We start from the raw sequence: 13016 nt of genomic DNA on the forward strand, positions 1-13016 counted from the left end.
CATCTGCTACGCCACGCAGAACCGCCAGCTCGCGGTGAAGGAGATGGGCGCCGAGGCCGAGCTGGTGATCGTCGTCGGCTCCCGCAACTCCTCCAACTCGGTACGGCTTGTCGAGGTCGCCAAGCTCGCCGGCGCGCGCGAGGCCTACCTCGTGGACTTCGCCGACGAGATCGACGAGGCGTGGCTGGAGGGTGTGTCCACGGTCGGCGTCACCTCCGGCGCCTCCGTCCCGGAGGCCCTGGTCGACCAGGTCCTTCAGTGGCTTGCGCAGCGCGGCTTCGAGGACGTCGAGACGATCACCACTGCCGTTGAACAGCAGAAGTTCGCCCTACCCAGGGAACTTTCCTGAGCGCCGGCTTCGCAAAGACCGGACAACCAGGAACCCGACAACCAGGAACCCGACAACCAGGAACCCGACAACCAAGAACCCGACAACCAAGAACCCGACAACCAAGAACCCGACAACGAAGAACACCGCCCCGTCACGACAGCGCCACCCGCGTGAACCGCCCCGCCACCCTCAGATCCCCCTCGATCCGCTCCGCCGTCGCCCGCAGCTCCGGCAGGACGTCCCGGAGGATCTCCTCCACCGTCCGGCGCGCCGCGTGCAGTGCCACGTTCGTGGCGGCGACCGCCCTGCCCGTGCGGTCGCGGATCGGGACCGCGATGGAGCGCAGGCCCTTCTCCAGTTCCTCGTCGACCAGGGCGTAGCCCTGGGCCCGCACCTCCTCCAGTACGCCTGTCAGCGGGGACGGCCCGGCGTCCGCCAGCAGCACCCGCCCCAGTGCCGTCGCCGCGGCCGGCAACCGCGTGCCGATCGTGATGTCGGCGCTCAGCACGCGGCTCGCGGTCGCCCGTGCCGTGCACTGGATGTCCTCGCCCGATGACGTCAGGACCGCCAGCAATGCGGACTCGTGGACGCGGGCCGACAGATCCGCCAGGTGGGGGGTCGCGATGCGCGAGAGGGACGTACGGGACAGGGGCGGGAAGCCCAGGGACAGCACGCGGGGCGTCAACACGAACGTGCGGTCCGTGCCGCCCGTGGTCACCAGGCCCAGGTGCTCGTACGTGATCAGCGCCCGCCGTGCCGTCGCCCGGGCCAGGCCCGTCGCCTTCGCCACCTCCGTGAGCGTCAACTCGGCCCGGCCCTCGCCGAAGGCGGTCAGGACGGTCAGGCCGCGGGCGAGGGACTCGACGAAGTCCCTGCCCAGTTCGTGCTTGGACGCACCCGTCCAGGCGGCCAGGCCGGACGGCGGGGACACCCCCGCCCCCACCCCGGCCCCGGACGCCGCCCCGCTCAGCTCCCCCTCCATGTCCGCCACCGCCACCCGCAGCCGAGGCAGCAGCGTCTCCTGCAGGTCCGCCGCCGAGTGCCGGCTCGTGTGGCTCACCACGCTCGCCACGCAGGCGATCCGGCCGGTACGGGGATGACGTACGGGTACGGAGACCGCCACCAGCCCCGGCTCGATCAACTGGTCGTCCAGCGCCCAGCCGTTCTCCCGGGCCCGTGCCACCTCGAACACGAACTCCTCGTCCGAGCCCGCCCCTTCACGCGGCGGTACGGCCAAAAAGCCCCGGTCCTCCGGGTCCGCCGCCCGGCGTGCCCGCCACCCCTGCCAGTCCTCGTCCGTCCACTCCGTCGCGAACAGCGGGCCCGGTGCGGTGCGTTCGGCGGGCAGCAGGTCGCCGATGCGGAAGCTCAGGGACATCGCGCGGCGGCGGGTGGCCTGGTGGATGAAGCGGATGCCGTCGCGGTCGCCGACCGCCAGCGACACCGACTCGTCCAGCTCGTCGGCGAGGGCGTCCGCGCGGGCGTCGAGCAGCGCCGGCAGACGCAGGGCGGACAGGTAGGCGTTGCCCAGTTCCATCAGTCGGGGGGTCAGGACCACGTCCCGGCCGTCGAGACGGACGTATCCCATGCGCGCGAGGGTGGAGGTGATCCGGTCGACCGTGGAACGGGCGAGGCCGGTGGCCCGTTCCAGCCCGCTCGCGCTCATCGTCCCGTCGGCCTCGGTCAGCCGCCGCAGCACGCCGACCCCCCGGATCAGTGGTGCGACCGCCTCGGCGGGCAGGGCGGGGGAGCCGGCCGGCTGCGCGGCGGCGTTCCAGGTCGTCTCGGCGGGCATCGGTTCTCCGGTACGGCGGTCAGGGCAGGCCTACCGTAATCCCGGCCAGGCACACCCTCGCATCACCTACCCCGGCTCACCCGTACCCGGTAGTCCCCCGAGAGCTCCGCTCCCGCCACCGCGATCCGCACTCCCCGCTTCAGGTCCCGGAACTCCTCGCCGGGGGCGAAGGGCGCGTCGGAGAGTTCCGCGTGGACGTTGGGGCTGCGGGTGCAGCCGCCGCTGTCGCGGCGGGAGTCGTAGACCGTGACCGGGCCCCGGCCGGTGTCGACGTCGGCGTCGACCTTGTAGATCAGGATGCCGGGGCGGCACACCGTCTCGTCGTTGCCCTCGCGGGTGCGCAGTTCGACGGCGTATCCGGTGCGGCGGTCGACGGGGACGAAGACGAGCTTGGGGCCGCCGGAGCGGGCCAGCGGGGTCAGCGTGTAGTCCGTCGTCCCCGGCGTCGAGGCACAGCTCACCTGGGTCGCGTCGAGCCAGCCCAGTTTCCACTTGTGCCAGCCGAGGAAGTCGTTGTCGGCCCCCCAGTCCTCGCTCATGATGTCCCAGTGGCCGACCGCGCCCCCGCCCTCCTGGGTGTAGAGGTCGGGCAGGCCGAAGACATGGCCGTTCTCGTGGGGGAGGACGCGGTAGCCGGTCTGGTCGTAGGAGCCGGAGCCGTCGTCCTGGCGGGAGTAGACGAAGGACGCGTTGGCGACGGGGACGCCGTCCGCCACCGGAGCCTCGGGGTTCCCGGCGAAGGTCACGGACAGGACCGTGTCGAGGGCGGAGGGGCCGGCGTTCGGTGTGACCAGCACGTTGAGGAAGTCGTACGACCGGAAGTCCACCGTGGGATCGGCCGTGGCCACGATGTCCTGGACCAGCTGCCGGTAGCCGGGGTCGAAGGGGGCGCCGCGCTCTATGTCGTACGCCCGGAACGACCTGGGCATGCGCAGCCAGTGCCGGATCGGGGTCTCGGGGCGGTAGTCGAGACGGCCGTAGGAGCTGGTGCGGAACCACTCCTGGGTCTGCGGGAAGAACTCGCCGAAGCGGTCGAGCGCGCTGCCCGAGCCGGGTGCGTCGGAGAAGTCGACCATCAGGGTGAGGGCGCGGACGGTGCCGGTGGAGCGGGAGTAGCCGCGGGAGGTGGGGACGCCCTCGGACATCTGGACCGTCGGGCCGCCGCTGATCAGGCAGGGGCCGTGCGAGGAGGTGCGGGCCAGGGCGATGGGCCCGGCGCCTGCCGTCGTGGCGCCCGGTGCGAGGTGTCCCGTGCCGGCCGACGTGCTGACCGTGAGGATCAGCGCGGCCACGGACGCGAGGGCGACCACGCGGCGCGGGCGTATCCGACGGCTCGGCTGCATGCAAGGCCCCTTCGGTCCGCGGCAGCCGGTGACCTGGAAGGCTGCGCCCTTCGATCACCCTGTGGCGAGGGGGTCGGGGGCGCTCGTTGGAAGAGCCCGAACGTGGGTTTCTCGCTCCCGGGGTATGTGACTCAGGTCACAGGAAATGTCCCGGTGAGCGGGAAATAACCGGGGACCCCATCCCCGTTTAGCCATGTGTCCGAGTGAAACGGGGATCCTTTCCCCGGATCGCACACCTCAGCCTCTGGAGTACGCCGTGGAGACCGCCACCCCCGTCGAGCGCAAGGTGGCCCGGCCGCGCGCCGACGCCCTGCGCAACCGGGAGCGGATCGTCGCCGCCGCCCGGGAGATGTTCGTCGAACTGGGCCCGGACGTGCCGCTCGACGAGATCGCCCGCCGGGCCGGCGTCGGCAACGCCACGGTGTACCGCAACTTCCCGGACCGGGACGCCCTGGTCCGGGAGGTCGTCTGCTCGGTCATGGACCGGACCTCGGGGGCGGCCGAGCGGGCGCTGACGGAGACCGGTGATGCGTTCGAGGCGCTGGCGCGCTTCGTGCACACCGCCGCCGACGAGCGGATCAGCGCGCTGTGCCCGATGGTCACCTCCACCTTCGACCAGCACCACCCCGATCTGGAAGCGGCGCGTGAGCGCGTCGAGCGACTCGTCGAGCGGCTCATGGACCGTGCCAAGGCGGCCGGTCAGCTCCGCGCCGACGTGGGCGTCGGTGACCTGATGATCACCGTGAGCCAGCTCAGCCGGCCCCCGGCCGGCACGGCCTGCTTCAGCCTCGACCGCTTCGTCCACCGCCATCTGCAACTGTTCCTGGACGGACTGCGGGCCCCGGCCCGCTCCAGCCTGCCGGGCACTGCCGTGACCATGGAGGACCTCCGCCAGGCCTGACCGATCAGTTCGGCGCGTCGCGCCGGTCACCACACCGACATCTCCGGCCGTCATCGTCGACGAGCCGTCCCTGAAGACACCCTTTTCGTCCCTTACGACCATCTTTTTCCGTCACGAAGTCCCGAAGTGGGTATCCCCATGTCTGAAACAGCCGCAAAGGCTCCCGGCGCCGCCGACGCCAACCGCTGGAAAGCGCTGACGTTCATCGCGCTCGCCCAGCTGATGGTCGTCCTCGACGCGACCATCGTGAACATCGCCCTGCCGTCCGCCCAGCAGGACCTGGGCATCTCCGACGGCAACCGGCAGTGGGTCATCACGGCCTACGCCCTCGCCTTCGGCGGTCTGCTGCTCTTCGGCGGTCGCATCGCCGACCTGTGGGGCCGCAAGCGCACCTTCGTCGCCGGTCTGATCGGCTTCGCCGGCGCGTCCGCCATCGGCGGCGCGGCCACCAACGAGGCGATGATGCTCGGCGCCCGCGCCCTGCAGGGTGCGTTCGGCGCACTGCTCGCCCCCGCCGCGCTCTCGCTGCTCGCCGTGATGTTCACGGAGCCCAAGGAGCGCGCCAAGGCGTTCGGCATCTACGGCGCGATCGCCGGTGGCGGCGGCGCCGTGGGCTTCATCCTCGGCGGCGTCCTCACCGAGTACCTCGACTGGCGCTGGACGTTCTTCGTGAACATCCCGTTCGCGATCATCGCGGCCGCGGGCGCCTACTACGTCATCCGTGAGCCGGCCGGCGGCCGCAACCGTTCGCCGCTCGACATCCCGGGCGTCATCCTCTCCATCCTCGGTCTGGTCACGCTCGTCTACGCCTTCACCCGCGCCGAGTCCGACGGCTGGGGCGACTCCGTGACCGTCGGCCTGTTCGTCGCCTCGGCGGTGCTGCTCGCCGCGTTCGTCTTCACCGAGTCCAAGGTCAAGGCCCCGCTGCTGCCGCTGCGCGTCATCACCGAGCGCAACCGCGGAGGCGTCTACCTCTCCCTCGGCCTCGCGATCATCGCGATGTTCGGCCTGTTCCTCTTCCTGACCTACTACCTGCAGATCGTGAAGGGCTACTCGCCGGTCAAGACCGGCTTCGCCTTCCTGCCGATGATCGGCGGCATGATGGTGGGCTCCACGCAGATCGGCACCCGCCTGATGACCCGGGTCGCTCCGCGCCTGCTGATGGCTCCGGGCTTCCTGGTCGCCGCGCTCGGCATGCTGCTGCTGACGCGCCTCGAGATCGGCTCCTCCTACGCCAGCACCATCCTGCCGGCGATGATCCTGCTCGGCCTCGGCATGGGTACGGCGTTCATGCCCGCCATGTCGCTGTCCACGCACGGTGTCGAGCCGCGTGACGCCGGTGTCGCCTCCGCGATGGTCAACACCTCGCAGCAGGTGGGCGGCGCGATCGGTACGGCCCTGCTGAACACGATCGCCGCCTCGGCGACGACCTCGTACATCAAGGACCACATCGGCGGCGCCGGTTCCCAGGCGCAGCAGCAGCTGGTCCAGCTGGAGGGCCAGGTGCACGGGTACACCAACGCGATCTGGTTCGCCGTCGGCATCCTCGTGATCGCCGCGACGATCGCCGCGACCTTCATCAACACCGGCCGCCCGGGCACCACCGCGGTGACCGGCTCCGGCGAAGGGGTCGAGGACGAGCTGCCGGTGCCGGTGGTCGCGCACTGACGGCGGCCTTCCGGTCGTACCGCTTCGGGCAACCTGTACGTACGGGGAGGGGACGCTCCGTACGTACGCCCCACCGGACCTGCCCCGGCTGCGCTCAGCGGAGCCAGGGCAGGTCCGCACCCGCTTCGTTCGGCTGAAGTCCCTCGGCGACGATCTGCATGATCTCGCCGAGGGACTTCTGCTGTTCGGGGGTGAGCCGGTCGAACATCGCGTTCCGTACGACCGCCACATGGCCCGGCGCGGCCTTCTGCAGCGTCTGGTGGCCCTGGTCCGTCAGCACCGCGAACTGGCCGCGCTTGTCGGAGGGACAGTCCTCGCGCCGTACCCAGCCGTTCTTCTCCAGGCGGGCGATGGCGTGCGAGAGGCGGGAGCGGGTGATCTTCGCGTGCATGGCCAGCTCGGTCATGCGCAGCCGCCGGTGCGGGGACTCGGCGAGCTTGACGAGGAGACCGTAGTAGATGTGCGGCATGCCCGCGTCACGCTGGAGCTGACGGTCCATGTGGTCTTCGAGGAGCGTGCTGGCGTGTACGTAGGAACGCCAGACGCGCTGTTCGTCTTCGGTGAGCCAGCGTGGCTCTTCAGCGGGTGTGGATGCCGTGTTCATGTACTCCACTGTACGAGGGCTCTCCTTGAATATTAAACAAGTAAGGCGTAGAGTCGGACCCATAAGCTTAAAAGTTGAAGCAAATGGAGCTTCAGACTGGAAGCAACGAGCCACGGAGGAGCCGCCGCCATGTCCGCCGCCACGCAGGAGCGCATGCCCGCCCTCTATCTCAGCCACGGCGCCCCGCCGCTGGCCGACGACCCGATCTGGCCCGGCGAACTCGCCGCCTGGTCGGCGGGCCTGCCGCGCCCCAAGGCGATCCTCATGGTCTCCGCCCACTGGGAGGAGGCCCCGCTCGCCCTCGGAGCCACCGAGGCCGTCCCCCTCGTCTACGACTTCTGGGGCTTCCCCGAGCACTACTACCAGGTGAAGTACGCGGCTCCCGGTGCCCCCGAACTCGCCGAGTCCGTACGGAAGTTGCTGCGCGCCCCCGGCATCCCCGTCCAGGACGTCCCGGACCGCGGCCTCGACCACGGCGCCTATGTCCCGCTGGTGGAGATGTTCCCCGAGGCCGACATCCCGGTCCTGCAGGTCTCCATGCCGACCCTCGACCCGGCCCGCCTCATGGAGATCGGCCGCAAGCTCGCGCCGCTGCGCGACGAGGGCGTGCTGATCGTCGGCTCCGGCTTCTTCACCCACAACCTGGCCGCACTGCGGCACACCGGCGGGGGAGTGCCCACATGGTCGTCCGAGTTCGACGACTGGGGCCGCCGCGCACTGGAGACCCGCGACTGGGACGCCCTGCTCGACTTCCTGCACAAGGCCCCGGCGGGCCGGTACGCCCACCCGCGCACCGAGCACTTCGCCCCGCTGTTCGTCACCATGGGCGCGGCGGACGTGGCCGGCGAACTGGACGCTCAGCAGTCGGTGATCGACGGGTTCTGGATGGGGATGGCGAAGCGGTCGGTGCAGTTCGGCTGAGGCGCTTACAGGTCCTTCTCGTACCAGGCCACGTCCCAGTAGCGGCCGAACTTCCTGCCCACTTCCTCGTACGTGCCGACGTGCCGGAACCCGAAGCGTTCGTGCAGCCGCGCGGACGCTTCGTTGGGCTGGGCGATGCCCGCGTAGGCGCGGTGCAGGTCCTCGCCGGACAGGGCCTCGAAGAGGGCCTTGTAGAGGAGGGTTCCGATGCCGCGGCCGCCCGCGTGCGGGGCGAGGTAGACGGTGACCTCCACGGAGGTCGAGTAGGCGGGCTTGGCGCGATAAGGGCTGGATGTGGCGTAGCCCAGAATCTCCTGTGTGTCCGCCTGCGTGGCAACCATCAGGCGATACGGGCCGTCTTCAGGGTGGGAGAGCAGCCAAGGGCGGCGCTCTTCCGGAGTGAAGACTGCGGTATCGAATGTGATGGACGTCTCACGAACGTAGTGGTTGTAGATGTCGGTGAGCGCTGTGAGGTCGCTTTCGACTCCAGGCCTGACCTGCACCTCAGTACGTTCCGGCGGCATCGGTCCTCCTCGTGTGGCCAGGCAGGGTACTGCATGATCAGAAAAATAGAGGGGTGGGTTGGGAATTCTGTCCGGATTCCAGTCGTTGTTTCCATCGGATGCAGGGCACCCGAGGAGAGTGCCCAGCGTCTAAGGACCACTCGCTCACCTCACCATCGCAAGGGAGCACGCATGGCAACCCGTGCCGTCGCCCGTCGTCAGTCCGCCACCGGCGGGACCGACGCGGCAAGCAGTGTTCGCACCCATGGCGGCGAGATCGCCGACCGCGACCTGGTCGGCATGTATCTCGACGAGATCGCGCGTACACCGCTGCTCGACGCCGCCAAGGAAGTCGAGCTGTCCCAGATCATCGAGGCGGGTGTCTTCGCGCAGCAGATCCTCGACGGGGACGAGGAGTCGAAGGCGGACGCCACCCGCGAGGAGCTCGAGGCCCTGGTTGCCGCGAGCGAGCGGGCCAAGGACGTCTTCATCCGCTCCAACCTCCGACTGGTGGTCGCCGTGGCCCGTCGCTACCCCCGTAGCGGCCTCCCGCTCCTCGACCTGATCCAGGAGGGCAACGCCGGCCTGGTGCGCGCGGTCGAGAAGTTCGACTACCGCAAGGGCTTCAAGTTCTCGACGTACGCGACCTGGTGGATCCGTCAGGCGATCACCCGCTCGATAGCGGACCAGTCGCGCACCATCCGCCTGCCCGTCCACCTGGTGGAGGAGCTGGGCCGGATCCGCCGTGTGCAGCGCGAGTTCAACCGCGAGCACGGCCGCGACCCGGAGCCCGCGGAGATCGCCGCCGAGCTCGACTCGAACCCGGACCGCGTGACGGACGTCCTGGACTGGGCCCGTGACCCGGTCTCCCTGAACATGCCGGTGGACGACGCGGGCGAGACCCAGTTCGGCGACCTCCTGGAGGACGCGTCGGCGGTCTCCCCGGAGCAGTCCGTCCTGACGCTGCTGCGCAGCGAGGAGCTGGACGACCTCATCGGCCGCCTCGACCAGCGCACGGCCTCCATCATCAAGATGCGGTACGGCATCGAGGACGGCCGGGAGCGCACGCTGACCGAGGTCGGCAAGGAGCACGGCCTGACGCGCGAGCGGATCCGCCAGATCGAGAAGCACGCGCTGCTGGAGCTGAAGAAGCTGGCGCGGGACACCGGGTTCGACGCGGCGGCGTGACCGCCTCGCGCGGTCGCTGCGCCGGGAGGCGTGCGACCGCCGGCGGCCGCGTACGCTGGGTGGCGAAAGACAGCGCAAACATGGCGTTGTAACGCCGCTTCAACCGGCGGAGCCCTGGGAACAAGACTTCAGGGCCCAGGAGTTCGAGCGCGCCGGCACGTGTCCCATCGCCGGCTTTCTGTGACCCTCCGACCACCGAGCCAAGTCCCGACGCACATCCCCCCGGCGCCGGGACTCTCCCCGAGCCGGGCTTCGGCGCCCCTCCCCCCGGGCGCCGGGGTCCGGCTCTTTCTCCGTCCGCTGCTGCCCGGGTCTCAGCCCGGACACGCTGGAAACGGCGGGCCACCCCGTACCTGAACCCCGGGGTGGCCCGCCGGATGGCAGATTCTGCCACATGGGCATAGCCTGCCGAACGTGAGCAGCCCCACCCACTCCTCTCCCGCGGCGACGACAGCCGTCTCCCTCACCGAACGACGCAAGGCCGCGACCCGTATGGAGATCGCCCGAGCGGCTGCCGGTCTCTTCGTGAAACACGGCCTGCGGGCCACCCGGGCCGAGGACATCGCCCAGGCCGCCGGCATCGCCCCGCGCACCTTCTACCGCTACTTCGCGACCAAGGAGGAGTCCGTCGCCCCGCTCTACGCGGCGGGCGCCCAGCTCTGGGCGGAGGCGGTACGCGAGGCACCCGCCGACCTGTCCGTGCCGCAGGCCCTGGAACACGCGGTCCGGCACACGTTGATGCCGGGCAGCGCGGTGTCCGCGGCGTCCTGGGAGTGGGTCCGCGCCCTGGTCCGGCTGGCGGCGGCCGGTCCGGGGCTCGGGAAGGTGTGGGCGGAGGTGTGCCAGGCGGGGGAGCGGACGCTGGTGGAGGTGCTCGCGGCACGGCTCACGCGGGGTGACGACAACGTTGCCGGGCGTCTCGCCGCCTCCCCCGAGCTGCGCTTCGCCGCGGCCGTGGCAAGTGCCGCCGTACGTACGGCGGTCGAGGCATGGGGGAAGGGGGACGCCCCGTCCGGCGGACCCGAGGGACCGGCCGGGCTGGCCCTGCGGAATCTCGGGGCGCTGGGCGAGTTCCCGTGGGAGGCGTTGCCGGAGGGGTGAGGGGGATCGCGGTCAGTTCCGGTCCGACCCCGCCCGGACCATTCGCGCACCCAACTCCCGTACACAGCGCACAAGTTCCTCCGGTTCCTGCACGGTGAAGTCGAACCCCAGCATGGCCAGCCGCACGGCCAGCCACTCCACGGACCCGGCCGAACCCCGCAACCGGCAACGCCCCTCGTCCAGCGGCTCGGGCGCCCCGAGCCACGTCGGCACCCGGGCCGCGACGACCTCGGCGGCGGCGTCGAACGTCACCGCGAAGTCGTACGTCTCCTGCTGCCCGTGGATCGACCGCCGCAGGTACTCCGCCGCGTTCCCCGTCGGCAGCTCCCGCGGTGCGAACCGTGCCCCGGTCGCGAAGGGATCGCTCACCCGGTCGACGCGGAAGGTGCGCCAGTCGTCGCGGTCGAGGTCGTAGGCGACGAGATACCAGCGCTGCCCGGTGGACACCAGCCGGTACGGCTCGACCACGCGTCGTGAGTCGGCTCCGTCCTTCGCGCGGTAGGCGAACCGCAGGCGCTCCCGCCCGGCCACCGTGGAGGCCATCACGGTCAGCGTCTCGGGCGCGATGCTCGCCCCGTCGCCGCTGGTCAGCGCGGTGGTCGCGGCCTGGAGGGTGGAGACGCGGTGGCGCAGCCGGGACGGCAGCACCTGTTCCAGTTTGGCCAGCGCCCGTACGGACGCCTCGTCCACGCCCTCGACCGCGTGCCCGGCGCCCGCCCGCAGCCCGACCGCGATGGCCACCGCCTCCTCGTCGTCGAGCACGAGCGGCGGCATGGCCTTGCCCGCGACGAGCCGGTAGCCGCCGTCGGCGCCCTGGGTCGCCTGCACGGGATAGCCGAGCTCCCGCAACCGGTCGATGTCCCGCCGGACCGTGCGGCGGGAGACCCCGAGCCGCTCGGAGAGCTCGCCGCCGGGCCATTCGCGGGGCGTCTGGAGGAGGGAGAGGAGCTGGAGGAGCCGTGCCGGAGTGTCCGTCGTCATGAGTCCGAGGATGCCGCAGAACTAGGACACGATCTGACCTAATGCGGCCATAGCTTGTGGGACATGACCTCCACCGAGCCCACCCTCAGTGCGGCCGGCGACCGGCGTCGCTGGTTCGCTCTCGCCATCGTGATGACCGCGGCCTTCATGGACCTCGTCGACGTCACGATCGTCAACATCGCCATCCCGTCGATCCAGGAAAACGCGGGCGCATCCTTCAGCCAGATCCAGTGGATCACCGCCGGATACGCGCTGGCCTTCGCCGCCGGCCTGATCACCGGCGGACGGCTCGGTGACATCCACGGCCGCAAGCGGCTGTTCCTGATCGGCATCGGCGGCTTCACCCTCGCCTCCGCGCTGTGCGGGTTCGCCGCGGGCCCGGAGATGCTGGTCGCCTCCCGCATCCTGCAGGGCGGTATGGCGGCGCTGATGGTGCCGCAGGTCCTGTCGATCGTGCACGCCACCTTCCCGGCGCACGAACGGGGCAAGGTCTTCGGGCTCTTCGGCGCGATCGTGGGGCTGGGGGCCGTCTCCGGCCCGCTGCTCGGCGCGCTGCTGACCGAGTGGAACCTGTTCGGGCTCGAATGGCGGCCCATCTTCCTGATCAACCTGCCGGTCGGCATCGCGGGCCTGATCCTCGGCAGCCGCTTCATCACCGAGTCCAAGGCCCCGAAGGCGCTGAAGCTGGACCTGGTGGGTGTCGCGCTGGTGACGCTGGGCCTGCTGATGCTGATCTACCCGCTCACCCGCGGCGAGGAGCTGGGCTGGCCGCTGTGGGGATACGTGTCGATGGGCGGCTCGCTCGTGGTGCTCGGCGCGCTGGTGGCGTACGAGCGGCGCAAGACGGTGCGCGACGGCTCCCCGCTGATCGAACTTTCCCTGTTCCGCGTCAAGAGCTTCGCCGCCGGCATCGCCGTGCAGACGGTCTTCGGGGTCGCGCTGGGCATCTTCTTCCTGGTGTGGACCATGTACATGCAGATGGGGCTGGGTTGGAGCCCGCTGCGGGCCGGGCTGACCGGCGTCCCGTTCTCGATCGCCGTGTCCCTGGCGGCCGGACTGTCCGTGCAGCAGCTCGTCCCGCGCTTCGGCCGCAAGGTGCTGCAGGCGGGTGCGCTGGTGATGGGCCTGGGCGTACTGCTCTACATCTGGGAGTCCGAGCGGTACGGCATGGCGATCGCCTCGTGGCAGATGGCCCTGCCGCTGATCGTGATGGGCGCCGGCATGGGCCTGATCGTCGCTCCGCTCACGGACGCGGTGCTGTCGGAGGTGCCGCGCGAGCACGCCGGTTCGGCGTCGGGCCTGATCAACACCGTGCAGCAGATGGGCAACGCGCTGGGGCTGGGCCTGGTCTCGGTGGTCTTCTTCGGTGTGATCGCCGACGACCTGCGGCCGGCCCAGGTGGGCCCGGCCTTCGTGGACGGCTTCCAGCACGCGCTGTGGTGGGTGGCCGCGGTGATGGGCGTCATCTTCCTGCTGATGTCCGCGCTGCCGAAGCGGCCTGCGCAGCATGTGGAGGGAGCCGGGGAGGAGCTTCGGGCGGTGGCGGAGAAGGAGCCCGAGCTCGTGTCCTGAGCAGCGTGAAAAGGGCCCGGCACCTGGGGAGGTGCCGGGCCCTTTGTTGTGCTCGGGGCGTTGCCTCGGGTGTTGCCCGGGGTGTTGTGTTCGGGCGGGTGCTGCCGG

Annotated in this window: 11 protein-coding genes and 1 pseudogene (1 of these 12 running past the window's edge); 7 read left to right on the forward strand and 5 right to left on the reverse strand. The window is 70.6% G+C overall.

The window, feature by feature from the left end:
- Positions 1 to 349, forward strand: a pseudogene (gene ispH / locus ADK57_RS39235) (4-hydroxy-3-methylbut-2-enyl diphosphate reductase) (it extends 454 nt beyond the left edge of the window).
- A 133-nt stretch (positions 350 to 482) separates the two neighbouring features.
- Here ispH and ADK57_RS39240 read toward each other — a convergent pair.
- The gene (locus ADK57_RS39240; protein ID WP_053754492.1) at positions 483 to 2126 is read right to left on the reverse strand and encodes an IclR family transcriptional regulator domain-containing protein; all 1644 of its coding nucleotides are present in this window, start codon (positions 2124 to 2126) and stop codon (positions 483 to 485) included.
- Between the two features lie 62 nt (positions 2127 to 2188).
- Positions 2189 to 3469, reverse strand: a complete 1281-nt coding sequence (locus ADK57_RS39245; protein ID WP_053754493.1) for a M6 family metalloprotease domain-containing protein — start codon at positions 3467 to 3469, stop codon at positions 2189 to 2191.
- A gap of 256 nt (positions 3470 to 3725) precedes the next feature.
- On the opposite strand from ADK57_RS39245, the gene ADK57_RS39250 reads away from it, so the two are divergent.
- Positions 3726 to 4370, forward strand: a complete 645-nt coding sequence (locus tag ADK57_RS39250) for a TetR/AcrR family transcriptional regulator (RefSeq protein ID WP_199830780.1) — start codon at positions 3726 to 3728, stop codon at positions 4368 to 4370.
- Positions 4371 to 4508: 138 nt separating this feature from the next.
- A complete protein-coding gene (locus ADK57_RS39255; RefSeq protein WP_053754495.1) occupies positions 4509 to 6038 on the forward strand; it encodes an MFS transporter in 1530 nt (509 codons plus the stop codon).
- 94 nt (positions 6039 to 6132) lie between these two features.
- Here the strand turns inward: ADK57_RS39255 and ADK57_RS39260 are convergent, their stop codons facing one another.
- The gene (locus ADK57_RS39260) at positions 6133 to 6642 is read right to left on the reverse strand and encodes a MarR family winged helix-turn-helix transcriptional regulator (RefSeq protein WP_053754553.1); all 510 of its coding nucleotides are present in this window, start codon (positions 6640 to 6642) and stop codon (positions 6133 to 6135) included.
- 129 nt (positions 6643 to 6771) lie between these two features.
- On the opposite strand from ADK57_RS39260, the gene ADK57_RS39265 reads away from it, so the two are divergent.
- Positions 6772 to 7563, forward strand: coding sequence for a dioxygenase (locus ADK57_RS39265; RefSeq protein ID WP_053754496.1), 792 nt, complete (start codon positions 6772 to 6774; stop codon positions 7561 to 7563).
- A gap of 5 nt (positions 7564 to 7568) precedes the next feature.
- On the opposite strand, the gene ADK57_RS39270 is transcribed toward ADK57_RS39265, so the two are convergent.
- Positions 7569 to 8087 carry a GNAT family N-acetyltransferase gene (locus ADK57_RS39270; protein WP_053754497.1) on the reverse strand — a complete coding sequence of 173 codons (519 nt, stop codon included), beginning with the start codon at positions 8085 to 8087 and terminating at the stop codon, positions 7569 to 7571.
- A 171-nt stretch (positions 8088 to 8258) separates the two neighbouring features.
- Here ADK57_RS39270 and ADK57_RS39275 point away from each other — a divergent pair, with 171 nt between their 5' ends.
- Complete coding sequence (locus tag ADK57_RS39275; RefSeq protein WP_053754498.1) at positions 8259 to 9254, forward strand: sigma-70 family RNA polymerase sigma factor; 996 nt, start codon at positions 8259 to 8261, stop codon at positions 9252 to 9254.
- Positions 9255 to 9746: 492 nt separating this feature from the next.
- Positions 9747 to 10355 (forward strand): TetR/AcrR family transcriptional regulator, encoded by a 609-nt coding sequence (locus ADK57_RS39280; RefSeq protein ID WP_053754499.1) that lies wholly within the window; start codon positions 9747 to 9749, stop codon positions 10353 to 10355.
- Positions 10356 to 10367: 12 nt separating this feature from the next.
- Here the strand turns inward: ADK57_RS39280 and ADK57_RS39285 are convergent, their stop codons facing one another.
- Entirely contained in the window at positions 10368 to 11336 is a 969-nt protein-coding gene (locus ADK57_RS39285; RefSeq protein WP_053754500.1) for a helix-turn-helix transcriptional regulator, read from the reverse strand.
- A gap of 63 nt (positions 11337 to 11399) precedes the next feature.
- On the opposite strand from ADK57_RS39285, the gene ADK57_RS39290 reads away from it, so the two are divergent.
- Positions 11400 to 12908 (forward strand): MFS transporter, encoded by a 1509-nt coding sequence (locus tag ADK57_RS39290; RefSeq protein ID WP_053754501.1) that lies wholly within the window; start codon positions 11400 to 11402, stop codon positions 12906 to 12908.
- Positions 12909 to 13016: the final 108 nt, after the last annotated feature.

This window comes from Streptomyces sp. MMG1533 (assembly GCF_001279775.1).
Lineage (GTDB): Bacteria > Actinomycetota > Actinomycetes > Streptomycetales > Streptomycetaceae > Streptomyces.

Bases quoted from the DNA above. Each gene is read 5' to 3' on its own strand.
- ADK57_RS39285 (WP_053754500.1), bottom strand. From the start codon at position 11,336: ATGACGACGGACACTCCGGCACGGCTCCTCCAGCTCCTCTCCCTCCTC.
- ADK57_RS39265 (WP_053754496.1), top strand. From the start codon at position 6,772: ATGTCCGCCGCCACGCAGGAGCGCATGCCCGCCCTCTATCTCAGCCAC.
- ADK57_RS39260 (WP_053754553.1), bottom strand. From the start codon at position 6,642: ATGAACACGGCATCCACACCCGCTGAAGAGCCACGCTGGCTCACCGAA.
- ADK57_RS39255 (WP_053754495.1), top strand. From the start codon at position 4,509: ATGTCTGAAACAGCCGCAAAGGCTCCCGGCGCCGCCGACGCCAACCGC.
- ADK57_RS39270 (WP_053754497.1), bottom strand. From the start codon at position 8,087: ATGCCGCCGGAACGTACTGAGGTGCAGGTCAGGCCTGGAGTCGAAAGC.
- ADK57_RS39275 (WP_053754498.1), top strand. From the start codon at position 8,259: ATGGCAACCCGTGCCGTCGCCCGTCGTCAGTCCGCCACCGGCGGGACC.
- ADK57_RS39245 (WP_053754493.1), bottom strand. From the start codon at position 3,469: ATGCAGCCGAGCCGTCGGATACGCCCGCGCCGCGTGGTCGCCCTCGCG.
- ADK57_RS39290 (WP_053754501.1), top strand. From the start codon at position 11,400: ATGACCTCCACCGAGCCCACCCTCAGTGCGGCCGGCGACCGGCGTCGC.
- ADK57_RS39240 (WP_053754492.1), bottom strand. From the start codon at position 2,126: ATGCCCGCCGAGACGACCTGGAACGCCGCCGCGCAGCCGGCCGGCTCC.
- ADK57_RS39280 (WP_053754499.1), top strand. From the start codon at position 9,747: ATGGAGATCGCCCGAGCGGCTGCCGGTCTCTTCGTGAAACACGGCCTG.